General features: G+C 55.1%; 24 protein-coding genes. 20 read left to right on the plus strand and 4 right to left on the minus strand.

Annotated features, from left to right (window positions below; translation table 11 throughout):
- Positions 1–10 precede the first annotated feature (10 nt).
- Positions 11–613: a YceI family protein gene (locus QPL95_RS02475; protein WP_303289411.1), complete on the minus strand. Its 603-nt coding sequence runs from the start codon at positions 611–613 to the stop codon at positions 11–13.
- The gene (locus tag QPL95_RS02480) at positions 603–1,337 is read right to left on the minus strand and encodes a CDP-alcohol phosphatidyltransferase family protein (RefSeq protein ID WP_303289412.1); all 735 of its coding nucleotides are present in this window, start codon (positions 1,335–1,337) and stop codon (positions 603–605) included. Before QPL95_RS02480 ends, QPL95_RS02475 begins: the two co-directional genes overlap by 11 nt.
- 108 nt (positions 1,338–1,445) lie before the next feature.
- Here QPL95_RS02480 and QPL95_RS02485 point away from each other — a divergent pair, with 108 nt between their 5' ends.
- Genes QPL95_RS02485 through QPL95_RS02500 form a run of 4 tightly spaced genes read left to right on the plus strand, consistent with a single transcriptional unit; the run spans position 1,446 to position 5,726 of the window.
- Entirely contained in the window at positions 1,446–2,426 is a 981-nt protein-coding gene (locus tag QPL95_RS02485) for a zinc-binding alcohol dehydrogenase (protein ID WP_303289413.1), read from the plus strand.
- 12 nt (positions 2,427–2,438) lie between these two features.
- Positions 2,439–2,837 carry a 6-carboxytetrahydropterin synthase gene (locus QPL95_RS02490; protein WP_303289414.1) on the plus strand — a complete coding sequence of 133 codons (399 nt, stop codon included), beginning with the start codon at positions 2,439–2,441 and terminating at the stop codon, positions 2,835–2,837.
- Positions 2,824–4,764 carry a glycosyltransferase family 4 protein gene (locus tag QPL95_RS02495; RefSeq protein ID WP_303289415.1) on the plus strand — a complete coding sequence of 647 codons (1,941 nt, stop codon included), beginning with the start codon at positions 2,824–2,826 and terminating at the stop codon, positions 4,762–4,764. Before QPL95_RS02490 ends, QPL95_RS02495 begins: the two co-directional genes overlap by 14 nt.
- Positions 4,761–5,726, plus strand: a complete 966-nt coding sequence (locus QPL95_RS02500) for a lysylphosphatidylglycerol synthase transmembrane domain-containing protein (RefSeq protein WP_303289416.1) — start codon at positions 4,761–4,763, stop codon at positions 5,724–5,726. The genes QPL95_RS02495 and QPL95_RS02500 overlap by 4 nt, the downstream gene beginning before the upstream one ends.
- Positions 5,727–5,746: 20 nt before the next feature.
- Here QPL95_RS02500 and QPL95_RS02505 read toward each other — a convergent pair whose 3' ends face one another.
- Positions 5,747–6,613, minus strand: coding sequence for a RibD family protein (locus QPL95_RS02505; protein WP_303289417.1), 867 nt, complete (start codon positions 6,611–6,613; stop codon positions 5,747–5,749).
- A gap of 117 nt (positions 6,614–6,730) precedes the next feature.
- Between QPL95_RS02505 and QPL95_RS02510 the strand changes: the two genes are divergently transcribed.
- Entirely contained in the window at positions 6,731–6,937 is a 207-nt protein-coding gene (locus QPL95_RS02510) for a hypothetical protein (protein ID WP_303289418.1), read from the plus strand.
- A 27-nt stretch (positions 6,938–6,964) separates the two neighbouring features.
- Here QPL95_RS02510 and galU read toward each other — a convergent pair whose 3' ends face one another.
- The gene (galU, locus tag QPL95_RS02515; protein WP_303289419.1) at positions 6,965–7,801 is read right to left on the minus strand and encodes a UTP--glucose-1-phosphate uridylyltransferase GalU; all 837 of its coding nucleotides are present in this window, start codon (positions 7,799–7,801) and stop codon (positions 6,965–6,967) included.
- Positions 7,802–8,008: 207 nt separating this feature from the next.
- Here galU and QPL95_RS02520 point away from each other — a divergent pair, with 207 nt between their 5' ends.
- The 15 genes from QPL95_RS02520 to QPL95_RS02590 all read left to right on the plus strand — a co-directional run bounded on the left by QPL95_RS02520 (position 8,009) and on the right by QPL95_RS02590 (position 26,075).
- On the plus strand, positions 8,009–8,689 hold the full coding sequence (locus QPL95_RS02520; RefSeq protein ID WP_303289420.1) for a GntR family transcriptional regulator: 681 nt from the start codon (positions 8,009–8,011) through the stop codon (positions 8,687–8,689).
- A gap of 18 nt (positions 8,690–8,707) precedes the next feature.
- On the plus strand, positions 8,708–9,595 hold the full coding sequence (gene prpB, locus QPL95_RS02525; RefSeq protein ID WP_303289421.1) for a methylisocitrate lyase: 888 nt from the start codon (positions 8,708–8,710) through the stop codon (positions 9,593–9,595).
- A 40-nt stretch (positions 9,596–9,635) separates the two neighbouring features.
- Entirely contained in the window at positions 9,636–10,769 is a 1,134-nt protein-coding gene (gene prpC, locus QPL95_RS02530) for a 2-methylcitrate synthase (protein ID WP_303289422.1), read from the plus strand.
- Between the two features lie 5 nt (positions 10,770–10,774).
- Entirely contained in the window at positions 10,775–13,399 is a 2,625-nt protein-coding gene (gene acnD, locus QPL95_RS02535) for a Fe/S-dependent 2-methylisocitrate dehydratase AcnD (protein ID WP_303289423.1), read from the plus strand.
- The gene (gene prpF, locus QPL95_RS02540; protein WP_303289424.1) at positions 13,396–14,574 is read left to right on the plus strand and encodes a 2-methylaconitate cis-trans isomerase PrpF; all 1,179 of its coding nucleotides are present in this window, start codon (positions 13,396–13,398) and stop codon (positions 14,572–14,574) included. The genes acnD and prpF overlap by 4 nt, the downstream gene beginning before the upstream one ends.
- A 155-nt stretch (positions 14,575–14,729) precedes the next feature.
- Complete coding sequence (locus QPL95_RS02545; protein WP_303289425.1) at positions 14,730–16,142, plus strand: TIGR03013 family XrtA/PEP-CTERM system glycosyltransferase; 1,413 nt, start codon at positions 14,730–14,732, stop codon at positions 16,140–16,142.
- A 64-nt stretch (positions 16,143–16,206) separates the two neighbouring features.
- A complete protein-coding gene (locus tag QPL95_RS02550; protein WP_303289426.1) occupies positions 16,207–16,851 on the plus strand; it encodes an XrtA/PEP-CTERM system exopolysaccharide export protein in 645 nt (214 codons plus the stop codon).
- 37 nt (positions 16,852–16,888) lie between these two features.
- Positions 16,889–18,406, plus strand: a complete 1,518-nt coding sequence (locus QPL95_RS02555; protein WP_303289427.1) for an XrtA system polysaccharide chain length determinant — start codon at positions 16,889–16,891, stop codon at positions 18,404–18,406.
- Positions 18,406–19,200 (plus strand): polysaccharide biosynthesis protein, encoded by a 795-nt coding sequence (locus QPL95_RS02560; protein WP_303289428.1) that lies wholly within the window; start codon positions 18,406–18,408, stop codon positions 19,198–19,200. Before QPL95_RS02555 ends, QPL95_RS02560 begins: the two co-directional genes overlap by 1 nt.
- Positions 19,193–20,476 carry an outer membrane beta-barrel protein gene (locus QPL95_RS02565; RefSeq protein WP_303289429.1) on the plus strand — a complete coding sequence of 428 codons (1,284 nt, stop codon included), beginning with the start codon at positions 19,193–19,195 and terminating at the stop codon, positions 20,474–20,476. The genes QPL95_RS02560 and QPL95_RS02565 overlap by 8 nt, the downstream gene beginning before the upstream one ends.
- Before the next feature lie 30 nt (positions 20,477–20,506).
- Positions 20,507–21,406: an XrtA system polysaccharide deacetylase gene (locus QPL95_RS02570; RefSeq protein WP_303289430.1), complete on the plus strand. Its 900-nt coding sequence runs from the start codon at positions 20,507–20,509 to the stop codon at positions 21,404–21,406.
- Positions 21,403–22,560 (plus strand): glycosyltransferase family 2 protein, encoded by a 1,158-nt coding sequence (locus QPL95_RS02575; protein ID WP_303289431.1) that lies wholly within the window; start codon positions 21,403–21,405, stop codon positions 22,558–22,560. The genes QPL95_RS02570 and QPL95_RS02575 overlap by 4 nt, the downstream gene beginning before the upstream one ends.
- Positions 22,561–22,572: 12 nt before the next feature.
- Positions 22,573–23,712, plus strand: coding sequence for an acyltransferase (locus tag QPL95_RS02580; protein WP_303289432.1), 1,140 nt, complete (start codon positions 22,573–22,575; stop codon positions 23,710–23,712).
- A gap of 40 nt (positions 23,713–23,752) precedes the next feature.
- The gene (locus tag QPL95_RS02585; protein WP_303289433.1) at positions 23,753–24,892 is read left to right on the plus strand and encodes a glycosyltransferase; all 1,140 of its coding nucleotides are present in this window, start codon (positions 23,753–23,755) and stop codon (positions 24,890–24,892) included.
- A gap of 247 nt (positions 24,893–25,139) precedes the next feature.
- Positions 25,140–26,075: a glycosyltransferase family 2 protein gene (locus QPL95_RS02590; protein WP_303289434.1), complete on the plus strand. Its 936-nt coding sequence runs from the start codon at positions 25,140–25,142 to the stop codon at positions 26,073–26,075.
- The last annotated feature ends 12 nt before the right edge of the window (positions 26,076–26,087 follow it).

Below are 26,087 nucleotides of genomic sequence, written 5' to 3' on the forward strand. Positions count from 1 at the left end.
GGTCACGTTTTCAGAACCAGCCCGAGTCCTTGATGGCCTCGAAACCGAACCGAAGTGTGACCTCATCGCCGACCAGTTCCTGGTCCAGCCCGTAGGTCATACCCCAGTCGCTTCGCTGGATCACAGCGGAAGCGCTGATGCCCAGTGTGTAGTCTTTATGGCCGATGGGATAGTCTGCAGCCTTATTCAGCGTAACCTTCACGTTAACAGGATTGGTCTGGCCGAGGAGTGTCAGATTACCGGTTACAATGCCGGTGTTGTCGCCGGTGCGCTCGAAACCACTTACTGAGAAGGTAATGTCTTTATGCTGGCCGGTGTTCAGGAAGTCTTTGTTGCGCAGATGATCATCCCGCTTGTCGTGATTGGTGAACACGCTGTTGGCTTTGAAGACCAGTTGGCCGGATGACAGCTCTCCGGTTTCCTCGTCGTAGACGAATTCCCCTGCAACCTCCCGGAACATGCCCATCACCGGCGCATAGCCAATATGCATGATCTCAAAGCTCATGGAGAAGTGTTCGTCGTCCACTTTAAACGTTGCAGGTTCGGCAACAACGGCCGTGGAGCTGGCCATTATCACGGCGGCGGCGGTGGCTTTGATGAAATCAGTGTTCATGATGAAGTCTCCTTGCATAGAGCCAGCGAACATCCAGATAAAACGACCAGACCAACAGCAGCAGGGCAATGGCCAGGGTCAAATTGGCGAAGCCGGATGGAATTGGGGGGATGATGGCAATCATCAGCGTTACGACTTGCCACACGCACACGGTTTTACGCCGGAAGCTGTCGGGCAACGGATGATTAAGCCAGTGAAACATCGAGCTGGCGGCGATAAAGAAGTACCGCATTAATCCCAGGGTGAGCACCCATGCCCCGGCCTTATCCAGCGCGATCATGGCAAAGCACAGGCCCAGAATGAAGAGGGCATCCAGCTCCATATCAAAACGGGCACCAAAATCACTGTGACTGCCGGTGGCCCGGGCTACCTTGCCATCGACACCGTCCAGAACCAGCGCCACGAAACATGCCACAGCGTAGAACCACAGGTCTGCCGAGCCGGACGACGACAGAAAAGGCGCCCAGGCCACCAGAGGAATCACCAGCACAGAACGCAAAAGCGTGGTGCGATTCGCCCAACCAAACGGCCGGGCCGCAGGCCAGCAGGCCAGAATGAGGCCGCCCTGAACCAGAAACAATACGCCGGCTGCCATCAGGAAAGTGCCTGGCAGGCGGAACCAGTGCGCGATTGTCAGTGATACGCCCGCCAGTAAAACCACGGCCCAGCCAAGCTCTTTGACTGTGCCGGGAACCTGATTTGAAACCGGTTGAATCGAATCCATATCGTTGCGTTTCCGTATAGCCTTTCTGGTGCGTGGGTAGCGCATTATGTGACTATAGCCCGGACTGTGTTTCTTTGCTTACGGAGCCAACCTGCTAATGGACTGTTTATGACCACACCTGCCAATCAGGCATTCTGGGTGACCGGCCCCGGTCAATGTGAGCTCAGGCCCGCTACGTTCAGTGAGGTGGAGTGCACGGAGGGCTCCATGGTCACGGTGCGAACACTGTTTTCCGGTGTCAGCCGCGGCACTGAATCCCTCGTGTTCAACAATCGGGTGCCACCCGGTGAATACCAGCGCATGCAGGCGCCCTGGCAGGAAGGCCGCTTTCCTTTCCCGGTCAAGTACGGCTATGCCAATGTGGGAGAGGTTACTGAGGGCCCGGAATCCCTCCTGGGGCAACGAGTGTTCTGTTTGTATCCGCACCAGCAGTGCTATCGGGTGCCCGCCAGCGCTGTGACCATTCTGCCGAAGGGTGTGCCGCCGGAACGTGCAGTTCTGGCCGCCAATATGGAAACCGCCATCAATGGTCTGTGGGATGCCCAGCCAGCGGTGGGCGATCGCGTGGCGGTGGTTGGCCTGGGGGTAGTCGGCTTGTTATCCGCCTGGCTGGTCCGGCAGATTCCGGGGGTAGACTTGTTGGCAGTTGATACCAATCCGGCCCGGAGAGCCGCCGCAGAGGCCCTGGGGTTGCCATTTGCTACCGAGGCGACGGCCCGGGATTGTGATTTGGTGATCCACGCCTCTGGCCATAGCCGTGGCCTTGAGTCTGCCCTTTCCATGGCAGGACAAGACGCGCGCATCGTTGAGCTCAGCTGGTATGGAGATGCAACGGTTACCGTGCCTCTCGGCCACGCTTTCCATCCCAACCGCCTGGAGTTGAAATCCAGTCAGGTGGGGCAGATTCCTCCGGCAAGGCAACCACGCTGGAGTTACCAGCGGCGATTGAACCTGGCATTGTCACTGTTAAAGGCTCCGGAACTGGATGTGCTGATCAGCGGCGAGTGCCATTTCCGCCAGTTACCAGACGTTGCCGATAGCCTGTTTTCATCCTCAGCGGATGCCCTCTGTCATCGAATCATTTACTGAAAAGGAAGACCTATGTTCAGCCTGACCGTTCGCGATCACATGATGATTGCCCACAGCTTTACCGGTGAACTCTTTGGCCCGGCGCAGGGGCTGCACGGCGCAACCTACGTGGTGGATGTGACCTTCGAGCGCCATGTTCTGGATAGTGATGACCTGATTGTCGATATCGGCCTGGCCTCGGAGGTGCTCAAGCAGGTGTTGGGGGAGTTCAACATGAAAAACCTGGACGACCTGCCTCAATTCAAGGGCCGCAACACCACCACCGAATTTATGGCGAAGGCGGTGTTTGATCGCATGGCTGCGGCGATACACGAAGGCCGGTTAGGTGAAGACGGCAAAGGCATCGTCAGCCTCAAAGTCACCTTGGGCGAATCGCACCTGGCCTGGGCCAGTTACCATGCTGGCATCTGAACTCTGGTTTGTCGTGCCCGGTGATCCGGGCCAGAACACCGGTGGCTACCGCTACGTTCGCCGCTTGGTGGCGGCATTGAATCAAGTGGGCACGGAGGCACGGATCAAGGGCTTGGCCGGGCGCTTTCCTCAGCCTGACCAAGCGGCTGAAAAGGCCATGGATGAGTTTCTGGCTTCGTTGCCGGAGGGTACGCGGGTCGTTCTTGATGGGCTGGCGATGGGCGCCATGCCCGAGGTGTTGCAGCGCCATCGGTCCCGGTTGCAGTTGATGGCGCTGGTGCATCATCCTCTGGCTGATGAGACCGGGTTGAGTGAGGCTCAACAAGCCTGGTTCCAGCAAGCCGAAACCCTTGCGCTTGCGCAAGTGGGCCGAGTGTTTACCACCAGTACATACACCGCTGCACGGGTTGAACAGGCCTACGCTGTGCCGGCTTCCAGAATTGTGACGGCGCAACCGGCGGTGGACGATGTGTTTTTTGAGATTAACCGAACATGGCCTGATGAGGGGGAAGCGCGGCAAACACGATTGCTGTGCGTCGGCCACCTGTCCGCCCGTAAGGCTCAGTGCCAGTTGGTAGAGGCGTTGCACTCGCTGGCGGACCTACCCTGGCAGTGCACTCTGGTTGGCGCGCAAGACCGAGATCCGGATTATGCCGGCCGGGTGAACACAGCCATTGCGGAGGCGGGGCTGGCCGAGCGAATTCAGTTAGTGGGTGAGCTTGATGGGCCAGGCATCGCCAGGGCCTACGGCAATGCCGATCTGTTTGTGTTTCCGTCGCTCTATGAAGGCTACGGGATGGTCATCGATGAGGCGCTGGCCGGCGGTTTGCCGGTGCTGTCCTCTGATGGTGGCGCCCTCGCGTTGACCGCCAGAAAGCCTGGTGCATGTACTTACCCGGCGGGCAGTGTCTCCGAGCTGGCTGACCAGTTGCGTGCTCTGCTCACCAAGCCATCGGTTTTGTCGTTATTGACCCAACAGGCAATGGCCTCCCGGCATGGTATTCGCCGGTGGTCCGATACCGCACGCGATTTTCTTGAAGGCATGGAGTGCAGCGAGCACGATGACCCCGCCCGGTTTTCTGAACATTGGCTGATAACCCGCGAGCGGGCAGACCATGCCGCCAGAAGCCAAATGCTGACCGATACCCTGGGGCAGTGGCTGACGGGCCGGCACCGTGAGGCGCCAGTGGCCGGCGCCTCAGCCTCGCCGCGTCCCCTGCAGTGTGTCGATATCGGCACCGGCCGTGGCTCCAACCCGGCGTACCTGATTCCCCGCCTCCCAGAACCACAGTGCTGGACGTTGGTAGAGCCAGACAACGGTTTGCTTCAGGCCGCCATGAGCCGGGTAAAGGCTCTGGACGTAACAGCTGAATCCCTTTGTGTTGAGTTGACCGCAAACAACCTTGATGAAGTGCTGCCGACGGAAGTCGATCTGGTGACCGCCTCCGCACTCATCGATCTGGTGTCGGATAACTGGCTGGCGGCCTTTTCAGTGGCCATTGCGCGCCGGCGTTCAGCGGTGCTGGTAGTGCTTAGTTACAGTGGCCACTTTGACCTCATACCCCCGCACCCTTCGGATAGGGTGGTGAGGGAGCTGGTGAATCGCCACCAACACGGCGACAAGGGCAGTGGCGCAGCGTTGGGGCCGGAGGCGACCGGTGTGCTGGAACGACAGCTGCAAGCCGCCGGGTTTCATGTCCAGCTGGCAAACAGCACTTGGCATCTGGGTGAGAGTGGCAACGATACGGCACTGATCGACCTGTTAATGACTGGCTGGGCGAAGGCTGCCATTGAGCAGGATGCTGGTGCCGCCAACGTGATTGAGCAGTGGCTGCAAGACCGGCGAGCACAGTTGGCTGCCCAGGCTCTGACGGTAACGGTTGCTCACCTGGATCTGCTGGCACTACCCGGAGCACAAGACCGTTGACGGCACCTCGCCGGGCCTGGTCAAAACTGGCACTGCGTTGGCTAACAACGCTGGTTCTGCTTGGCCTGGTGCTTGCCTTCCTTGATTTGCCTGCGCTGGCATCCAGGCTTGGCTCAATTCCGCCAGGGTTTGTTGTCCTGGCCCTGGGCGTTTCAGTCATTCAGGTGGTGCTGTCGGCCTGGCGCTGGCGCTTTACTGCTGACCGCCTGGGCGTGGGTATTCCTATGGGCTTCGCGGTCAGGGAGTATTATCTGGCGAGTTTTCTGAATCAGGTATTGCCGGGCGGCGTGGTGGGGGATGTGAATCGCGCCTGGCGGCACAGCAAAGTGCACGGGCAGGGCGGGCCAGAGCGCTCCGGGCATCTGCCGGCTATTCATGCCGTCGCACTTGAGCGGTTGTCTGGCCAACTGGTGCTTGTCCCTCTTGTGATTCTGGTGATGGGCGCCTTGTGGGCAAGCGGACAATTCAGGGCTGCGGAGGTGCCCGTGGGGGTGTCTCTGAGCGACACCTATTGGTTGTGGCTTCCCTTGCTGCTTGGCATTGTCATCTGGGTGTTGCTGGTCAGTGACAGGGGCTTGGCAATCTTTCGCTACGTGCGCCGGGTGGGCACAGATGTGCATCGGGCCTTTGCGGGCTGGCGCAATGGCGGCGTACAACTGACAACGTCGCTTGCGGTGCTCGCCAGCTATCTGCTGGTGTTCGCTTTGATTGCCGTTGGCATGGGGCTGGCGGAGAGTTTTAATGCGCTGGCACTGGTCGCCGCGCTGAGCCTGGTGCTTCTGTTGGCCATGGTCGTGCCTATTACGGTGTCAGGCTGGGGCGTTCGTGAGGGCGTGGCCGCCATGCTATGGCCAGCTGCTGGTTTGCCGGCGGAGCAGGGCGTGGCGATCAGTGTCGGCTATGGTGCGGTGATTTTTCTGGCCAGCCTGCCAGGTGCCTTAATGCTGCTCCGGAAAACCTGATGCCCGGTGCAGGGCGGGGCCTAGAAAGCCGTGGTGTCAAAGGCCAAATCAAACAGCATATCGCTGCCCAGATTGATCAGCTGCGCCCTGGGCCGAAGGGCTTCATCCAACTGGTCAATTTCGGGCAGGGAAAACGCCGGGCGACCGCTGCCAATGATCATCGGAGCCACCATGACATGCAGCCGATCGAGCAAGCCAGCCTTCAGAAACGACGATACGGTCACCCCGCCGCCCTCTATGAAAACCTTGTGTAAACCGGCATCTCGCAGCACCCGCAAAATGAGCTCAGGGTGCGCCTGAGCCTGGCTGGCAGGATCTCCCAGGCAGGGAATGGTCGTCACCAGGCCGTTTTCGTCCGGCTTTTTCGCGGGGTCATACTCACCACCAACCAGGTGCAGCGTTGGTGCTTCGCCATCGGTAAACAGGTGGTGTGTAGCCGGCACCCTGCGCTTGCGGTCGATCACGACCCGAACCGGATTGTCACCCTGAGTTCGGCGTACCGTCAGGCGTGGATTATCGGTTACTGCGGTACCGGCACCTACCACGACAGCATCGCACAGAGCGCGAATGCGGTGCAGATGGGTGATGCCATCGTCCCCGTTTATGAAACGTGAGCACCCGGTAACAGTGGCAATACGGCCGTCGAGGCTTTGGCCAAGCTGGCCGATGACACGGGTGCCGGACTCGCTCTGAATCGGCTGGCACAAGGGCAGAAACAGTGAAAGCAGATTTCGGACGTCTTCCGTTGCCTGCTCTACGAGCTCCCAGCTTTTGCCGTTCAGCCGAAGCGCAGGCTGATCGCTGCCAGGCACAGGCAGTGTCACATTACTGCGGTTAATGGCGCTGAGTATAAGCTTCCAGGCATTATCTGCATCCAGGGTGACCATAGAGTTCCTGTTCGTTGGTGTTCCGGGTTCAGTATAGGCAGATTGTGTGCAAAGCTATAGATACGATACATTTCCGGATTGATTCACTTTTCCAGCTAACTTTTCAAGGACACGGTGATGGAAGAGGAAGAGTTTGATACCGGTCAGCTGGAATTGCCGGGGCTGGCGTTTAGCAACAGCAATGATCTGACGGTAGCGCTGGATGAGTTGGAGCGGGAGATCAGCCGGGTTCAGTTGTCCGATGAGGAGGCTGAGCTTTTGCGCCGGTTCCGCAAGGCTACGGAAGACAACCGGCGCATGGTGTTGCAGCTTTTGGGCCGTTAGCAGCGGAGCTGGGAAGCCCCGTTCACCTTACTTGCCTTTCTTGTAGATATTCTCATAAACGTAATTGGTGGCCTCTACAAAGCCATCAATGCTGCCGCAATCAAAGCGCTGGCCCTTGAACTGGTACGCCAGTACACAGCCATTTTTAGCCTGCTCCAGCAGCGCGTCGGTAATCTGCACTTCACCGTTCTTGCCGGGAGGCGTGCGTTCGAGGATCTCGAAGATGTCCGGAGTCAGGATGTAACGGCCGATGATGGCCAGATTGCTGGGCGCATCTTCCGGGGCCGGTTTTTCCACCATGTCGGTAATGCGGTACAGGCCATCTTTCATGGACTCGCCGGCAATCACGCCGTATTTGTGAGTTTCGTCCTGGGGCACCTCTTCAATCGCCACAATTGAGCAGCGGAACTGGTTGTACAGCTTCACCATCTGGGTGAGTACACCGTCACCATCTTCAGGGCCTACGCAGAAATCGTCCGCCAACACCACGGCAAACGGATTGTCGCCCACGAGATTGCGGCCAGTCAGAATGGCGTGGCCAAGGCCTTTCATTTCACTCTGACGGGTAAAGGCGAAAGAGTTGTTGTCGATCAAGTCGCGAATGGAGGTCAGCAGGCCTTCTTTACCGGTACCCGCAATCTGGTGCTCCAGCTCGTAGCTGATGTCGAAGTGATCCTCGATGGCACGTTTGCCGCGACCGGTTACGAAGCCGAATTCATGGATACCCGCCTCTGAGGCCTCTTCAACCCCGTACTGAACCAGTGGCTTGTTAACAACCGGAAGGATTTCCTTGGGCATGGCCTTGGTGGCGGGGAGGAATCGGGTGCCGTAGCCGGCCACGGGAAACAGGCACTTCTTGATCATGTGTGCGTCCTTTGAATTTGATCGGAGGAAGTCGTAGCCGGGAGTTTACCGGAGTTACCGGTGGAGGGGGAGGGGTGGCTTGGTCTGGCGTAAGGGTTGCCGTGGCTTTTGTCAGCAAATAGTCTAACTCCGCATCTTGCATTGTTGACAATCCATGGTGTTGGGCGTAGTTTTCATCTAATTCCAGCAGATATTGTTAACAACTATATGAGCCAGCCTGTTATTCAATCGTTGACCCGCGCCGATGAGGCATTTGATTGTCTGCAAACGGCCATTGTGATCGGTGACCTCGCGCCCGGCGAAAAAATCGGTGAAGTGGAGTTGTGCTCCCGGTTCAACCTTACCCGTGGCCCCCTGCGTGAGGCGCTGGGGCGTCTGGAGTCGCGTGGTCTGCTGGTCCGGAGGCCTCATGCTGGCGTCAAAGTAGTATCTGTCAGCGCCGATGAGCTGATCGAACTGTATCGAATTCGAGAAGTGATGGAAGGGCTTGCGGCCAGGCAGGCGGCCGAGCGAATGACCGATGAGGAGATTCGCGACCTTCAGGCAACGCTCGACAGCCACGAGAAAATGATCGAAGAAGCCCAGGGCCAGGCCTACTACCAGGCCGAAGGCGATTACGACTTCCATCATCGCATTGCCACCGGCAGCCGCAACACCAAACTGGCCCAGATGCTACTGGGTGATCTTTACTACATGGTGCGCATGTATCGTTACCGGTTAAGCACCTCTGCCGGGCGCCCGCACATGGCGCTGGGCGAACACCGCCGTATCGTCGAAGCCATCGCCCAGCGTGATGGTGAGCTCGCCGAATTTCTTATGAAGAGACACATCAACGCTGCACGCCAGAATATTGAACAAAAAATTCAGCAAGGCGTGTTAACAATCTGATCAGAGAGGTAATTGACCATGGCTAACAAGCTCTCCCCCGGCGCCCGTTTCCGTAAGGCCCTGAAAGAAAATCAGCCCCTGCAAATCGTTGGCACCATCAACGCCTACGCCGCCATGATGGCGGAGCGGGTAGGGCACCAGGCCATTTACCTGTCTGGTGGTGGCGTTGCGAATGCCTCCTATGGCCTGCCGGATCTGGGCATGACCAGCATGAACGACGTAGTAGAAGATGTACGCCGCATCACCGTAGCAACCGACGTACCGCTGTTGGTCGACATCGACACCGGCTGGGGCGGCGCACTCAACATTGCCCGCACCATCCGTGAAATGGAACGTGCCGGCGCGGCTGCAGTTCACATCGAAGATCAGGTTGCCCAGAAGCGTTGTGGCCATCGTCCGAACAAGGAAATCGTTTCCAAAGACGAAATGGTTGATCGCATCAAAGCCGCGGTTGACGCTCGCGAGAACGATGACTTCTTCATCATCGCCCGCACCGATGCGTTCCAGAAAGAAGGCCTCGAAGCCGCTATTGACCGTGCCAAAGCCTGCATCGAAGCCGGCGCCGACGCCATCTTCGCCGAAGCGGTGCACGAACTGTCTGACTACAAGGCATTTGCTGAAGCCATCGATGCCCCGATTCTGGCCAACATCACCGAATTTGGCGCGACGCCCCTGTACAACCGGGCAGAGCTGGCCGAAGCCGGTGCCGCCATGGTCCTGTACCCGCTCAGCGCCTTCCGCGCCATGAACAAAGCCGCATTGGCGGTGTACCAGAACATCCTGGACAAGGGCGACCAGAAAGACGTAGTCGACCTCATGCAAACCCGCATGGAGCTCTACGATTTCCTGAACTACCACGACTTCGAACAAAAGCTGGACCAGCTGTTCGCTCAGAAAAAAGACTGATAACCAAAATTCAAAAAAACAGAAATTATGGGAGACCAACATGGCTGAAGCAAAACAACTAGGCGGAGCAGGCCTGCGTGGCCAGGTAGCGGGTGAAACTGCTCTGTGTACCGTTGGCAAAACCGGCGCTGGCCTGACCTACCGTGGTTACGATGTTGCAGACCTGGCGGCCAATGCCCAGTTTGAAGAAGTGGCCTACCTGCTGCTGCGTGGAAAGCTGCCTACCCAGCAAGAGCTGGATGCCTATAAAACCAAGCTGAAAAGCCTGCGCTCCCTGCCAGACGCACTGAAACTGGTACTGGAGCAAATCCCGAGCAACGCCCATCCGATGGACGTGATGCGTACCGGCTGCTCCATGTTGGGTAACCTGGAAACGGAAAACGATTTCAGCGAGCAGGACGACAAGATTGACCGCATGCTGGCCACATTTCCGGCCATCATCACCTATTGGTATCGTTTCGCCCACGACGGCGTGCGCATTGATACTGCTAACAGCGAGTGCGATTCCATTGGTGGTCTGTTCCTGGAACTGCTGCACGGCAAGAAGCCCAGCGAGCTGCACGAGCGAGTGATGAACGTATCGCTGATCCTGTACGCCGAACACGAATTCAATGCCTCTACCTTTACCGCCCGCGTGTGCGCCTCAACGCTGTCGGATATTCACAGCTGCGTTACCGGCGCCATTGGCTCCCTGCGTGGTCCGCTGCACGGCGGTGCCAACGAAGCCGCCATGGAGCTGATCCAGCGCTTCCAGACCCCGGAAGAAGCCGAGGCCGGCCTGATGGGCATGCTTGAGCGCAAAGAGAAAATCATGGGCTTCGGCCACGCCATCTACAAAGATTCCGACCCCCGCAACGGCATCATCAAACAGTGGTCTGAAAAGCTGGCGAAGGAAGTGGGCGACACCGTGCTGTACCCGGTTTCCGTCCGTTGCGAAGAAGTCATGTGGCGTGAGAAGAAGCTGTTCTGCAACGCTGACTTCTTCCACGCGTCTGCCTATCATTTCATGGGTATCCCCACCGAGCTGTTTACCCCCATCTTCGTGATGTCCCGGGTATCTGGCTGGACTGCCCACGTTAAAGAGCAACGCGCCAACAACCGGATCATCCGCCCGAGTGCGGACTATACCGGCCCGGAACACCAGGAATGGTTGCCGATCGAGAAGCGGAGCTGATTGTTATGAACACTGAATACAGAAAGCCGTTACCAGGTGCGGACCTGGAATACTACGACACCCGGCAGGCCATCGAAGCCATTCAGCCCGGCTCCTACGCCAAACTGCCGTATACCTCCAAGATCCTGGCCGAGCAGCTGGTGCGCCGTTGTGACAAGGAATCCCTGACCGATTCCCTGAAGCAGCTGATCGAGCGCCGCCGTGACCTGGACTTTCCCTGGTACCCTGCGCGTGTGGTGTGCCACGACATCCTAGGCCAGACTGCCCTGGTAGACCTGGCCGGCCTGCGTGATGCCATCGCAGAGAAGGGCGGGGATCCTTCCAAGGTGAACCCGGTCGTTCAAACCCAATTGATCGTGGACCACTCCCTGGCGGTCGAAGCCCCGGGTTTTGATCCGGATGCGTTCGAGAAAAACCGTGCCATCGAAGATCGCCGTAACGAAGACCGTTTCCACTTCATTAACTGGACCCGCACGGCGTTCCGCAACGTCGATGTGATTCCGGCGGGTAACGGCATCATGCACCAGATCAACCTGGAGAAAATGTCTCCGGTGATCCAGAACCGCCCGGATGAAGACGGCCACCCGATTGCCTACCCAGACACCTGCGTAGGTACTGACAGCCACACCCCGCACATTGATGCTCTGGGTGTTATTGCTGTGGGCGTGGGTGGTCTGGAAGCCGAAACCGTTATGCTGGGCCAGCCCTCCATGATGCGCCTGCCAGATATCGTGGGTGTCAAACTCACTGGCAAGCGCCAGCCGGGCATCACTGCCACCGATATCGTGCTGGCGATTACCGAGTTCCTGCGTAAGGAACGTGTGGTTGGCGCCTATCTGGAATTCTTCGGTGAAGGCGCATCCAGCCTGACCATCGGTGACCGTGCCACCATCTCCAATATGACGCCGGAATACGGCGCCACCGCTGCGATGTTCTACATCGACGAGCAAACCATTGATTACCTGACGCTGACCGGCCGCGAGCCCGAGCAGGTCAAGTTGGTCGAAACCTTCGCCAAAGAAACCGGCCTGTGGGCGACCGAAATGACCGAAGCCCAGTACGAGCGCGTGCTGGAATTTGATCTGTCGACCGTGGTCCGCAACGTCGCTGGCCCGTCCAACCCGCACCGCCGTGTTGCGACTTCCGACCTGCACGATCGCGGCATAGCCGTGAACCTGGACAAGGCACTGGAAGAAGAGAAAAAAGGCTTGATGCCGGATGGCGCGGTGATCATTGCTGCGATTACGTCCTGCACCAACACCTCCAACCCCCGCAACGTGGTGGCGGCCGGTCTGGTGGCCAAGAAAGCCAACGAGCTGGGTCTGGTCCGCAAGCCGTGGGTGAAGTCGTCCTTCGCACCGGGCTCCAAGGTTGCCCGCCTGTACCTGGAAGAAGCCGGACTGTTATCGGAAATGGAAAAGCTCGGCTTCGGTATCGTGGCCTACGCCTGCACCACCTGTAACGGCATGTCGGGTGCGCTGGACCCGAAAATCCAGAAAGAAATCATCGATCGCGACTTGTACTCAACGGCGGTGTTGTCCGGTAACCGTAACTTTGACGGCCGGATTCACCCCTACGCCAAGCAGGCGTTCCTGGCGTCGCCGCCGCTGGTTGTGGCCTACGCCATTGCCGGAACCGTACGCTTTGATATTGAAAGAGACGCCCTGGGCTATGACAAAGACGGCAAGCCGGTCACTCTGAAAGACCTGTGGCCGTCGGATGAAGAAATCGATCGTATCGTCGGTGAATTCGTCAAACCCGAGCAGTTCAAGCAGGTGTACATCCCGATGTTCAACCTGGACGCCGTCGAACAGGCCAAGAGCCCGTTGTACGAGTGGCGCCCGCAATCCACCTACATCCGTCGTCCTCCATACTGGGAAGGCACCATGGCGGCTGAACGTCAGCTTAAGGGCATGCGCCCGCTGGCCATCCTGCCCGATAACATCACCACGGATCACCTGTCGCCGTCCAACGCCATCATGATGGACTCGGCTGCTGGTGAGTACCTGCACAAGATGGGCTTGCCGGAGGAAGACTTTAACTCCTATGCCACCCACCGTGGTGACCACCTGACTGCCCAGCGTGCCACCCTGGCCAACCCGAAACTGTTCAACGAAATGGTTCGGGACGAAAACGGCGAAGTAGTGCAGGGCTCTCTGGCCCGTGTGGAGCCAGAAGGCAAGGTCATGCGCATGTGGGAAGCCATCGAAACCTACATGGAGCGCAAGCAGCCTCTGATCATTGTCGCCGGTGCAGACTACGGCCAGGGTTCGTCTCGTGACTGGGCCGCCAAAGGCGTTGCACTGGCAGGAGTGGAAGCGATTGCCGCTGAAGGGTTCGAGCGCATCCACCGTACCAACCTGATCGGCATGGGCGTAATGCCCCTGCAGTTTGAGGAAGGCACCACCCGCAACACCTTGCAGTTGGATGGTACAGAAACCTACGACGTAGAAGGTACCCCGGCACCCGGCGCCAAGCTGGAACTGGTCATCCACCGCAAGACCGGCGAAGTGGATCGGGTACCGGTGACCTGCCGATTGGAGACCGCGGAAGAAGTGACCGTGTACGCCGCTGGCGGTGTACTGCAGCGCTTTGCCCAGAACTTCCTGGCATCTGAGGGGGCGGCATGATGCACGCCCCGCAGATCAAAGTGCCCGCCACGTACATGCGTGGCGGCACCAGCAAAGGCGCGTTCTTCCGATTACAAGACCTGCCAGAACCCTGTCAGGTCCCCGGTGAAGCCCGCGACAAACTCCTGCTGAGAGTCATCGGCAGCCCGGACCCCTACGAGAAACAGATCGACGGCCTGGGCAACGCCACCTCCAGTACCAGTAAAACGGTCATCCTGGCGGCACCGACCCAGCCGGACCATGACGTGGACTACCTGTTTGGTCAGGTATCCATTGACAAGCCCTTCGTGGACTGGAGCGGCAACTGCGGCAACCTGACCGCAGCTGTCGGTGCCTTTGCCATCAACGGTGGCTTTGTCGCGAAAGACCGCATCCCGGAAAACGGCACCTGCGTGGTCCGGATCTGGCAGGCCAACATCCAGAAAACCATCGTTGCCCATGTCCCCATCACCAACGGTGAAGTGCAGGAAACCGGTGATTTTGAGCTGGATGGCGTGACCTTTCCGGCGGCGGAAGTGAAAATCGAGTTCATGGACCCCGCCGATGGCGAAGGTGCCATGTTCCCCACTGGTCATCTGGTCGACGACCTGGAAGTGCCGGGTGTGGGCACATTGAAAGCCACCATGATCAACGCCGGCATACCCACCATTTTCGTGAACGCCGAAGATATCGGGTACAAAGGCACTGAGCTGCAGAACGACATCAACAGCGACCCCAAAGCGCTGGCCATGTTTGAAACCATCCGCGCTCACGGTGCCGTGAAAATGGGCCTGATCAAGGATGTGGCAGAAGCCGCCAATCGCCAGCACACGCCGAAAGTGGCGTTTGTGGCCAAGCCCGCGGATTACGTGTCCTCGAGCGGTAAACAGATCAGCGGATCGGATATCGATCTGCTGGTTCGTGCCATGTCGATGGGCAAGCTCCACCATGCCATGATGGGCACCGCCGCCGTAGCCATCGCAACCGCTTCCGCCATTCCCGGAACGCTGGTGAATCTGGCCGCCGGTGGCGGAGACCGCACCGAAGTCACCTTCGGTCACCCGTCGGGAACCCTGGGTGTGGGCGCGGAAGCCAAAGAAGTGAGCGGCCAGTGGACCGCCACCAAAGCCATCATGAGCCGCAGCGCGCGGATTATTATGGAAGGGTGGGTTAGGGTGCCGGGAGATTGCTTCTGACCTGAGGTGAATTGCAAAATACCATAAAATGTGGGCCGCGTGACGATTGAAGTTTCAATGAATTGAAGTACAATCCTGTTACGGTTTGTTACGGTGTGTAGCAAAGGACGCTATCAGTTCAGTTCAGTGCAGTATGAACCGCACAAGGAGATGACGTGGCCCACGTCAGGTTGTTCAGACACTATATTCACCTGCCTTTTGTCATACTTGGCCTGATTGACTTCATTGTCATGGCCCTGGCTTTCGCATTGGCCGTGTTTTTCCGCTTCTTCGGGGAAGTGGGTTTCTTTGTTGAAAATCTGCTTTTCATCATTCTCTCCGTCATCGCATTTTCTCTCTTCAACCTCATTGTCATGATTGCGCTTGGCGTGCATCAGGCCAGTGTGGAAGAGGGCATGTCGGGCATGATGCTGCGCACCATCATGGCCATGATTCTGGCAATACCGGTACACGGCTTTGCCTATTTCGTTGCAGACGACTGGCTGTGGTATCTCGGCAGCTTTGGCCTGCTGACATCGGCCACGGTGCTGTCGATTTTTTCACTCGGCATCACGCGGGTTCTGTTTTTTGCCCTTGTCGGGAATGAAGCTTTCAAACGCCGGGTGCTGGTCCTGGGCGCGGGCCATCGTGCCAGGCAGTTGCTGGAAGACCTCACCACGCCTTTCAATCGAAAGGGTTTCACCATGGCGGGCTTTGTACCGCTGCCTGACGAGCCCATCGAAATTGCCGACGAGCACCTCATCAACCTGCCAACCTCTCTTCACGAATACGTACTGCGGCACCCCGTGCGGGAAATCGTCGTGGCCGTAGACGATCGCCGCCGCGGGCTGCCGATGGAGGACCTTCTGGAATGTAAAATGGAAGGTGTGCAAATCATCGATGGCGCCAATTTCTACGAGCGGGAGTCCCGCAAAGTCGCCCTGGAAATGATTACCCGGGGCTGGCTGGTGTTCTCCGATGGCTTTACGGTTTCATCGGTGTACGGCATCGGCAAGCGCACGCTGGACATTTTTTCTGCCGGTTTGCTGCTGCTGGCAACCTTTCCGATCATGTTGCTCACCGCTCTCGCCATCAAACTGGAAGACGGCTTGAAATCGCCGGTTCTTTACAGCCAGGAACGAGTAGGGCTGAACAACCGGGTATTTCGGGTCCACAAGTTTCGCTCGATGGTGACCGACGCTGAAAAACACGGTGCGGTGTGGGCGAAAAAGAACGACAGCCGGGTTACCCGGGTGGGTGAATTCATCCGGAAGGTCAGAATTGATGAGCTGCCACAGATCTTTAACGTGCTGAATGGCACCATGGCGTTCGTTGGCCCAAGGCCTGAACGGCCGATTTTTGTGGAGCAACTGTCGGAAAAAATCCCGTTTTATGCCGAGCGCCACCGGGTAAAGCCGGGGCTAACAGGTTGGGCTCAACTCTGCTTCGCTTATGCGGACAACGAAGAAGATACCCGGGAAAAGCTCCGCTACGATCTCTATTACATCAAGAATCAGAGTTTGCTTCTTGATCTGTTGGTTATAATTCAGACAGTAGAAGTGGTGTTGTTCAAAAAAGGATCAAGGTAGTTTCGGGACAAAGCATTTCCCGGAACATGGAATGCAGCACGGACCTCAGAAGCGAGGATTAAAGATGTCACGGAAGTATCTCACCCAAGGGCTATTAGTGTCCTTTCTGGCGGTAGCTTTTCTCTCCGGCTGTGCCGGAAACTCCCCTTCTTCCCCTGAGAAAATTCAGCGGGCACTGGCTGTCGAAACCAGAGACAGCGTTGACCAATACATTCTGGGCGCCACCGATGTTGTGCAGGTGTCCGTATGGCGCAATGACGATCTCAGCATATCCGTACCGGTGCGACCTGATGGCAAAATCTCGGTACCACTGGTTGGTGACGTGCAAGCCAGTGGCCGCACACCGGTAGAGCTGGCCGGCGCCATCAAGGCGGATCTGGCGCAGTACATCCGGGAACCCCAGGTGAGTGTGGTGGTTACCTCCATGGGTAGCCATGAGTTCACTGACCGGGTGCGGGTGACTGGAGCGGTTCGCCAGCCGATCTCTGTTCCACATCGCAGCGGTATGACGGTGCTGGATGTTTTCCTCAGTGCTGGTGGCGCCAATGAGTTTGCATCACTCAACAGCGCCATGCTTTACCGGAAAGTGGAAGGCGATGTGGTGGCCATTCCGGTTCGGCTTGATGATATTCTGAGCAAAGGGGTGGTTGAAACCAACTACTCTATGCGGCCCGGCGACATTCTCACCATTCCTGAGCGCAGTTTTTAACTGACAGCCCTGCAGGAACAATTGAGGTTCGGTTGATATGGCATTACCCCTGTCGCAAATACCACAGGAAGTTATCCGGGAGGTACGCAGTCGTAAGTGGCTTGCGTTCCTTCTTTTTGTTGTCGTGAGCTTTGCGATTCTCGGGGCTGGCTTCGTATGGCCTTACAAGTATCAATCGGATGTGATCATCTTTGTTGACGACAGGAATATCATCGGGCCGCTGATGGAAGGGCGTGCGGTGACCACTGAAATAAACGACCGTATCTCAGCTGCCAAGGAAATGCTGCTCAGCCGTTCGGTGATTGAAAAAGTGGCTACAGACACCAGTATTTTCGAGAACGCCTCCATGGACCCAGAGGCTATCGAAAACCGGATCGCTTATGTCCGGTCCGGGTTGGCGGTGCGGCCCCGAGGTGACAGTTACTTCAGCGTTGGTTTCACCTCCACCTCCCAGATGGAATCTTTTCGCACCGCCCAGCGCCTTGGTCAGCTTTTTGTTGAGGAAACCAAAGAGCGAAAGCGAATAGAAAGCCGCGGCGCCTATGACTTTATCGACAAGCAAGTTAAAAGCTACGAGCAGCAACTGACTCAGGCTGAAAATCGCCTGAAACAGTTCCTGTCTGAAAATACAGACGGCACGGAGCAGGAAGCCAATGCTCGAATGGCCCAGCTTAGAAATCAGCTGGAGCTCGCAAAACTCGAACAAGAGGAGCTTAAAACCCGCTCGGCGTCTCTGGCGGGGCAGCTTGCCGGGATACGTCCAACCATCCGTCAAGGTAGAACAGAAGACGCCTACCGGGAGCGTATCCGAATGCTTGAGGAGCGGCTGGACGCCCTCAGGTTGCAGTACCACGATTCCTATCCCGATATTGTCATTCTGCGGGAGCAGCTTGCGGAGCTGCGCAAGCAAAGAGCTGCTGCATCTCAACAGGAACCTTCACGAAATGCGCTGGCGGGTGAAGAGGCCGTAAACCCCCTGTATCAAGAACTAAGTGCGGCGCTATCAACAACACGCGCAGACATGGCCACCGTCGAAACCCGTATAGCGTCGCTGGAGAGGTTAATGACCGAGCATGTTCAGAGAATGGAGCGGATACAGGCAAACAAGGCCCAATACTCTGAGCTGACCCGTGATATGGAAGTCAACCGCGAAATCTACGACGACCTCCTGAAGCGCAGAGAAAAAGCGCGGGTGTCCATGCATCTGGACATCGAAGGGCAGGGGTTGAACTACCGAATAAACGAACCCGCACAGTATCCCCGCGAGCCAAACGGACCCCAGTTCTCCATGTTTGCCATGGCAGGGTTACTGTTAGGGATGATCGCGCCGTTCGGTGCGGTCGCCGGCTTGTTGCAGGTTGATCCTCGTATCCGGGCCAAAAAGCAACTCGAAGAGGGCATTGGGCTGCCGGTGCTTATTGAAATACCTGAAGTGCGTACCCCTTTTGAAAAACGCAGAGACCGGAAAGTGACTTGGCTTGTAGGAATTTTCGCCTTGGTTGCGGCTGCGCTTTATGTGGCGGTTGTTGCACTGGCTTATCTGGAGATTATCTGATGCCGGAGCAAAGAAGTTTCCCGTCGGAAGTTCCAAAGCATGATGAGGAAGATTCCCGATTGCTGGTGCCAAGCTCGCTGGAGCTGGGCCCCGGTGCCGTCGATAAATACGTCATCAGTAAACAGATTGTCCGAATGCAGGAGCCAAGAAAGCTCACGCCAGACGATCTGGATGAACGCAGGATCATCTACCCTGAATCCAGGGACAGAGCCCTTGTAAACCGATTCCGAAACCTTCGTACCAAATTACTGGAACTTTCCGGTGGTAATAATTTTACCCTGGTGGTGAGCGGGGCCTGTTCCGGGGCTGGATCTTCATTTGTTGCGCTGAATCTGGCGGCGGCATTTGCCTTTGATCAGGCCAAGACCGCGCTGATTATCGACTGTAATCTGCGCGAACCGTCCCTGCACAGCACGCTGGATGTGATGCCGGAGACCGGCCTGACCGACTTCCTGGATGACCCGGATTTTGACATTGCCCGGATTCTCTACCCAACGGGTATCCCCCGCTTACGCTTGATACCGGCGGGCAGCCGACGAGAAACGCCAGCGGAATTCTTTACCTCATTCAGAATGAAGCAGTTCCTGCAGGCGGTTCGCCGCCGATATCCGGACCGTTTCATCGTACTCGACACCGCACCGATTTCGGAATCGCCGGATGCGCGAATTCTGACTGAGCTGTGTGATTACGGAATGCTGGTAGTGCCCCATGGCAAAATTACGGCAGCGGCAGCGGAGCAAGCTGCTACGGCGTTTAACCCGGACAAATTTGTGGGAGCCGTTATCAATGGCTAGTCGGCAGCGAGCAGGGATGCTTCGGAGTGTCTCAACGGTGGGGCTCACCGTGTTGGGTGGTGCTGTGCCAGCCCTGGCGGGTCAGACCGAACTGTTAGCTGGTCTCGATACCCGGTTTACGGACAATGCAAGAAAGAGCAGCAGCAACGAAATCAGTGACCTCGAAAGTCGAGCTTATGTGAAGGCAGGGTATACCAGTGACCCTGGGCGTTGTAATTCTGATTTCTCCGGCACGCTGGGCTATAGATACTGGCAAGACAGCACGTTTGATAACGAAAGTTACGCAGAAATGGACTTTGCAGGCGACTGTGAATTAGCCAATCAGCTCTACTGGGATGTGGCCAATACCCTGAGGGAAGTAAATCAAAGCAGCCGCCAGAGCGACACGCAAGACAACCGAACCCAAAAGAATGTGTTCAGTTCCGGCCCGCGTTACGTCTGGCGTTTAAACAACACCAACTGGCTGACACTGTCGGCGTTGTATCAGAACACAGAATTCTCCGAACCGGAGGAGTCTGATAGTGAACGTTATACCGGCTCGGTCGCCTGGAGCCATGCGTTCAGCCAAACCCTGAACAGCGGCCTTAGCACCTCATACAGCCGCACCGAATACGACACCGGAGCCGAAGTAGACGTCACATCCGCCAGAGTGACCTTCAGTAAACTCTGGGCAACCATGAATGTGTCCGGCGCCGTTGGAGCGAGTGAAATTGAAACCCGTTTTGGCACCACCACTCAAACCAGCGATGGCCTGGTGGGGGAGCTGGACCTGACAAGAAGCCTGACGCCGAGCGCGGAGTGGTTCCTTCGTGCCGCCCGGGAGCTGACCGATCGAACGTCTACATTTGATTTCCGTTTCGGAGAATTTCAGTTCAGCCTGCAAGATTCGATTTCAGTGGAAGTGACTACGATTGTAACGGGTCTTAACAAGCGTTTTTCCGATAGCGGTTCATTGACGGTTGAAGCTTATGCCAACCAGTCCGACTATCTCCAATCGAACGAGCAGGAAGACAGCAGTGGCTTGAATATCCGGTATTCGCGACCCGTTGCGGAGCGAACAAGTGCATCGCTCGGTCTGGGATACGACTACCAGACCTATGCAAGCGACGACGTGGATGATCGCAGAGCAAGGGTAGAGCTCGGCATGGAATACCAAGCGTCCCGGGATCTCAGCTTGAACGCCCGGGCCGGCCATGAAAGTAAAGTCAGCGATTTAGCAAACAGTGAGTATGAAGAGAACTGGGTGTTGCTGGGCTTGGAATACCGGTTTCGTTAACCGTAACAGGATGTGGGTGAGACCGACGCCATGACACAACGGATTGAGAACGCACTGACCATCGACGTGGAAGACTACTTCCAGGTAGCTGCGCTGGCTGAAGCCGTCAACTACGACGATTGGGCCAGCATGGAATATCGGGTTGAGGCCAACACCGACCGGATACTGGGCCTGTTCAATGAAGCGGGCGTTAAAGCCACCTTCTTTACCCTTGGTTGGGTGGCGGAACGGTCGCCGAAACTGGTTGAACGTATTGCCGCAGCCGGCCATGAAATCGCCAGCCATGGCTACAGCCACCAATTGATATATAACCAGACGCCCGAAGTTTTTCGGGAAGAAACGATTCGCTCCAAAGGCATTCTGGAAGACATCCTTGGTGCACCTGTTACCGGATACCGGGCTGCCAGTTACTCCATCACCAATGAGTCCCGCTGGGCGCTGGATATACTGGCGGAGCAAGGCTTCACCTGGGACTCCTCGATCTTTCCGGTGCATCACGATCGGTACGGCATGCCTGGCACGCCAAGGTGGCCGCACCGCCTGGTCACCGATAAAGGTTATGAGCTGGCAGAGTTTCCATTGAGCACGCTAAAGTTCCCGGGCTACACCCTGCCGATTGCCGGGGGGGGTTACTTTCGCTTGTTTCCATATTGGTTCAGCAAGTTCGGCCTCGGATCGATAAACCGGCAGGGCAAGCCCTTCGTGTTTTATCTGCACCCCTGGGAGGTAGACCCAGGACAACCCCGTCTTGACGTGAAATGGTTCTCCAGGTTCCGGCATTACAACAACCTGGACGTGTGCGAACAGCGGTTGGCCAAACTGATCCAACAATTTCAGTTTACAACCATGAGCAATGTCCTGAAAGACCAGGGTGTGCTGGACACCCAAACCAACACATTGGAAGCCTTCCAATCGGTGGGAGCTGCATGATGGAGTTTGTGTTCTGGGCGTCGTTCGCGCTGTTGTTCTACATCTACTTCGGATATCCGCTGGCGGTGAAAGCTTTTGCTACACTGAAATCCAACCCGATAGCAGCTAACGACGATTATCTGCCAAAGGTGTCGATTTTGATTGCCGCCTACAACGAGGCGAAGGATATCGAGGCCACGCTCCGGAACAAGCTGGCCCTGGATTACCCGCTGGAAAAACTGGAAGTGCTGGTGATATCCGACGAATCTGAAGACGGCACCGATGGCATTGTAGAAGCCGTTGCAGCATCCACCCAAATACCGGTTCGACTGTTTCGCCAGGCACCGAGGCAAGGCAAGACCGCTGGCCTGAATACGCTCGTACCGACAGCGACTGGCGACATCCTGCTGTTCTCCGACGCGAACTCCCAATGGGACACCCAGGCAGTACGAAAGCTGTGCCGGAATTTTGCAGACCCTCGGGTGGGGTATGTGACAGGCAAGATGGTCTACGTGCACGCCGACGGCTCCATGGTGGGGGACGGCTGCAGCGCCTACATGAAATACGAGAATTGGCTGCGCGACCAAGAAACCCGCATTGGCTCCATCGTTGGGGTTGATGGCGGAATCGATGCGATGCGAAAGGAACTCTATCAACCGCTAAGAGCTGACCAGTTACCGGATTTTGTTCAACCTCTGAAAGTGGTGGAGCAAGGCTACCGGGTTGTTTATGAGCCAGAGGCACTGCTCAAGGAAGAAGCCCTGAGCGATGGACGTAGCGAGTTCAGCATGCGGGTGCGCGTAAGCCTGCGGGCGCTATGGGCGCTGAAAGATATGAAGCACCTCATGAATCCGGTAGGAGGCCCAATCTTCGCCTGGCAGCTTATGTCCCACAAACTGCTTCGCTATGGCGCCTTCGTTCCGATGATCACCCTGGCAATTGTTACACTACTGCTGGCACCCAAAGGCGGCATCTACCAGCCAGCAGCACTAGCGTACATTGCATTCCTGGTACTGGCCTGGCTGGGCCGGAAGAAAGAAGCAGGCGGGCAATCGCTCTCAGCGGTATATGCGATACCTTATTACTTCATGTTGCTCAATCTGGCCTCTTACAAAGCGTTTTTTGCGTTTTTGAGGGGGGAGAAGAAGGTGATCTGGAATCCAAGGAAGGGATGAGGAAATTTTTTAATGGGAACATCCAGAATATTTGGGCTAGATTTTTTACGTTTTATGGCGATCATGCTTGTGGTTATCGGTCATGGTTTGGTGTTGATGCCATCTTTCGGTGGTATTTATGAGTTCTTTCGGGTATTTGATTTTCTCGGTGTCGAATTCTTTTTTGTTTTAAGCGGATTTCTTATCGGAACTATCTTTCTTAAGACATTTTCGGATAGCTCTGGCATAAAAGATCTTTTGTATTTCTGGAAGCGACGCTGGTGGCGCACCCTTCCTAATTATTATCTTTTTATTGTGATCAACTCCGTTGGATTTAGCGTTTTAAAAGACGATTTTATTTTTGATTGGCGATACCTTTTCTTCCTTCAAAACTTAATAAGACCCAATGAAGGATTTTTCAGCGTCTCATGGTCGTTGACTGTAGAAGAATGGTTCTATGTTACAGTTCCTTTCATTTTTTTGATTTTTTTGCGAATTTCAAAAAGTAAAGCTTCTGCGATTTGGTCAACATTCCTTTTGGTTGTTATCGCGTCATTCATCGGCAGGCACTACTACATCAGCCACTTTGAAGCGACGTGGAGTGACGAGATGCGGCGGGTTGCTTTGCTGAGGTTGGACTCGCTTATTTATGGTGTGGTAGCCGCCTGGCTTTGGTTGAATAATAGGGAGTTTCTTGAGAAATATAAGCTGTCACTTTTCATTGCTGGTACTCTACTGCTTGGTGTTGGCGTTGCTATTCGAAATAGCCCGGAAATCAATCAGCAAGCCTGGATGCTATTGTTCCTTTTTCCGATTATTTCCCTTGGCGTTAGTTGCTGGCTCCCCATTTTATCCTGCTGGAGATTTAAGGATGAAGGAAACAGCCCGTTGGAAAAGTGGGTGTGCAATATCTCGCTGTGGTCTTATTCGCTTTATCTGGTTCATGTCCCGGCGATGGAGGGGTTCAGGATTTTTATTCTGCCAAAAATTCTCGATAGCCCGATATTACAGATATTGACCTTTGCTATCTGGACAGGGTTTGCAATCTTTTCTTCTTTTTTGATTTACAGGTTTTTTGAAAAGCCATTGACAGATCTGCGTGATGGTAGGCTGGATGCAGGTTGGATTAAATCTGTTATAAGCAGACGCGGCCAAGATAGGACCAATAGGTGACGCTTTCGATGCACCTCATTGAAGAAAATTGGAGCCAAAGGTGAGAATCCTGCACCTGATCGACAGTGGTGGTCTTTACGGGGCCGAGAAAATGTTGGTATGCCTGGTTCAGGAGCAGATTAAACAAGGCCTTGAACCGATGATCCTGAGTGCCGGTAAACCGGGTATTGACGAAAAGCCTATTGAAAAAGAGGCCAGAGTCAAAGGGCTGCCAGTCACGCCATGGCGCATGAAGCCAGGCCTGAATCTAAAAGAGTCCCGAAAAATACTGATATGGGCGAAGAAACGCGGTTACGTCCTTCTTCACTCACATGGGTTCAAGTTCAATGTTCTTCTGGGAATGTATCCGGAGCGTTTCAGGCGCATACCGATGGTTGCAACGTTACACGGGTATGTTCACGCGCCGCGTTTTTCCAAGCTTTGGTTATACGAAATTCTTGACCGGTTGGCCATCCGCCGGATGCGTGGCGTTGTCCTTGTTGGTGAAGCGATGAGGAGCGAGTTGCCGGGTAAATCGTCAACCGATCATGTCGTTGTAATCCCGAATGGACTTAATATTGATGAGGTTCAGGCGGCCTCGCGAGAAGAATTGGGAGAGCCTTTTAAGTCATTCATCGACAATCATAATGTTGTCATTCTTGGCGTTGGAAGACTCTCACAGGAAAAAGGTTTCGACAGGCTAATCTCAGCGTTTTCCGAGTTCAGGAAACAAAAGCCCGGGTCCGGGCTGATCATTGTTGGTGAGGGTGGGTTCCGTCAACAATTTGAAAAGCTGATCGGTGACCTAAACCTTGAAGGTGATGTTCTGTTGCCGGGGTATTGCAGTACTGTTCCATCATTAATGAGCCGTTCGAATCTGCTGGTAGTGCCTTCCCTGACCGAGGGGTTGCCGATCACACTCCTTGAGGCTATTGCACTCAAGACTTCCGTGGTTGCCTCGGTAGTTGGCGAAATGCCGAAAGTTCTTTGTAATGGACAGGGCGGCAGGCTCCTGAGCGATGTTAATCCTGAGACTATTTGTAAAGCCATTTCAGAATCTATCGCTGATAGTGAGGATACTGACAAGAAAACAGTTTGTGCTTATGACAATCTGGCTAGAAATTATTCATCTGAGGCAATGGCTGTTGGATATCTTGGTTTCTATTACAGCGCTCTGACAGCTCAAGGGAATTTTGAATAAGCCTTAGAATGCCAACGTCGACTGCCCAGGATTCGTTGCTACTATGGATTAGATCGTCTGCTCCTCAGCCGGATATGAAACAAAGAAGCGCAAGACGCGCTACGAGATCTTACTGGAAGGAATGGAAGACTGATTCTTGGGAAACAACTGAATATAAAGGTAGTCCGTCATTTTAAGGTTGCTGTCAAGATATAAAATCGAAAGTATTATAAATTACTGGTTTTGAAATTCCTTGTAAGGAGACTTTGTGTCAAATCCTCTTATTTCTTTTGTTCTCTTAACTTTTTGCCGCCCTCAAGAAATCGAACGAAATGTTAAAGAGATTTTGACAATAGACTATGATCCTTTTGAAGTTATTGTTGTAAATAATGGTAATGCTACGGATCTGAAAAAATTACCACTCTATGATCATAGACTCAAGGTTTTGAATCTGGAAAGAAACATTGGCGTTGGCGGTCGAAACCACGGAATCAGGGAGAGTTCAGGTCAATTCATTGTAACATTGGATGACGATGTGTTTGGGTTTAATGCCGAGTCGCTCCATATCGCCTTGGAAAGATTTTTTCAAGATGCCACAATTTGCGCTATTAATTTTAAAATAATCGATGATCTCACCGAACATCAGGTAAATTGGATTCACCATAAAAAAATTGAAGATTTCTGTGATGTAGAGTTTAAAACGTATGAAATTAGCGAAGGGGCGGTTATATTTAGAAGAGATTTAATATCCGATACTGAATTATATCCTGAGTGTTTTTTTATAAGCCATGAGGGGCCTGATTTGGCTCTTCAAATTATAAAGAAAGGCGCCACAATCATTTATTGCCCTGACATCATTGTTCGCCACTCTCATGCGGAGGGGGGGCGATCTAGTTGGCGACGCTATTATTATGATACACGAAATCAAATTTGGCTTGCTGCCCGTCATTATCCAATTTCCATGGCAATAAGAAAACTTTTCATCGGCTTGGGTTCAATGTTTTTCTATTCTCTGCGCGATGGTTTTGTTCGATACTATCTCAGGGGGCTAAGGGATGGTTTTATCGGTCTAAAGGCCGTGATCAAAACGCGGGTTGTATTGTCCGGCGAAGCAAGAAATCTCTACACGCTGATAGAGAAGGAAAACCCATCTTTTTGGTATATGATTAAAAGGCGCATGTTAACGAGAAAAGTGAGAATTTAGCCAGAGAACTAT

Origin of the sequence: Marinobacter sp. SS5-14b, from assembly GCF_030541005.1 — a bacterium.
Taxonomy (GTDB): Bacteria; Pseudomonadota; Gammaproteobacteria; order Pseudomonadales; family Oleiphilaceae; genus Marinobacter.

Bases quoted from the DNA above. Each gene is read 5' to 3' on its own strand.
- QPL95_RS02475 (WP_303289411.1), bottom strand. From the start codon at position 613: ATGAACACTGATTTCATCAAAGCCACCGCCGCCGCCGTGATAATGGCC.
- QPL95_RS02480 (WP_303289412.1), bottom strand. From the start codon at position 1,337: ATGGATTCGATTCAACCGGTTTCAAATCAGGTTCCCGGCACAGTCAAA.
- QPL95_RS02485 (WP_303289413.1), top strand. From the start codon at position 1,446: ATGACCACACCTGCCAATCAGGCATTCTGGGTGACCGGCCCCGGTCAA.
- QPL95_RS02490 (WP_303289414.1), top strand. From the start codon at position 2,439: ATGTTCAGCCTGACCGTTCGCGATCACATGATGATTGCCCACAGCTTT.
- QPL95_RS02495 (WP_303289415.1), top strand. From the start codon at position 2,824: ATGCTGGCATCTGAACTCTGGTTTGTCGTGCCCGGTGATCCGGGCCAG.
- QPL95_RS02505 (WP_303289417.1), bottom strand. From the start codon at position 6,613: ATGGTCACCCTGGATGCAGATAATGCCTGGAAGCTTATACTCAGCGCC.
- QPL95_RS02510 (WP_303289418.1), top strand. From the start codon at position 6,731: ATGGAAGAGGAAGAGTTTGATACCGGTCAGCTGGAATTGCCGGGGCTG.
- galU (WP_303289419.1), bottom strand. From the start codon at position 7,801: ATGATCAAGAAGTGCCTGTTTCCCGTGGCCGGCTACGGCACCCGATTC.
- QPL95_RS02520 (WP_303289420.1), top strand. From the start codon at position 8,009: ATGAGCCAGCCTGTTATTCAATCGTTGACCCGCGCCGATGAGGCATTT.
- prpB (WP_303289421.1), top strand. From the start codon at position 8,708: ATGGCTAACAAGCTCTCCCCCGGCGCCCGTTTCCGTAAGGCCCTGAAA.
- prpC (WP_303289422.1), top strand. From the start codon at position 9,636: ATGGCTGAAGCAAAACAACTAGGCGGAGCAGGCCTGCGTGGCCAGGTA.
- acnD (WP_303289423.1), top strand. From the start codon at position 10,775: ATGAACACTGAATACAGAAAGCCGTTACCAGGTGCGGACCTGGAATAC.
- prpF (WP_303289424.1), top strand. From the start codon at position 13,396: ATGATGCACGCCCCGCAGATCAAAGTGCCCGCCACGTACATGCGTGGC.
- QPL95_RS02550 (WP_303289426.1), top strand. From the start codon at position 16,207: ATGTCACGGAAGTATCTCACCCAAGGGCTATTAGTGTCCTTTCTGGCG.
- QPL95_RS02555 (WP_303289427.1), top strand. From the start codon at position 16,889: ATGGCATTACCCCTGTCGCAAATACCACAGGAAGTTATCCGGGAGGTA.
- QPL95_RS02560 (WP_303289428.1), top strand. From the start codon at position 18,406: ATGCCGGAGCAAAGAAGTTTCCCGTCGGAAGTTCCAAAGCATGATGAG.
- QPL95_RS02565 (WP_303289429.1), top strand. From the start codon at position 19,193: ATGGCTAGTCGGCAGCGAGCAGGGATGCTTCGGAGTGTCTCAACGGTG.
- QPL95_RS02570 (WP_303289430.1), top strand. From the start codon at position 20,507: ATGACACAACGGATTGAGAACGCACTGACCATCGACGTGGAAGACTAC.
- QPL95_RS02575 (WP_303289431.1), top strand. From the start codon at position 21,403: ATGATGGAGTTTGTGTTCTGGGCGTCGTTCGCGCTGTTGTTCTACATC.
- QPL95_RS02580 (WP_303289432.1), top strand. From the start codon at position 22,573: ATGGGAACATCCAGAATATTTGGGCTAGATTTTTTACGTTTTATGGCG.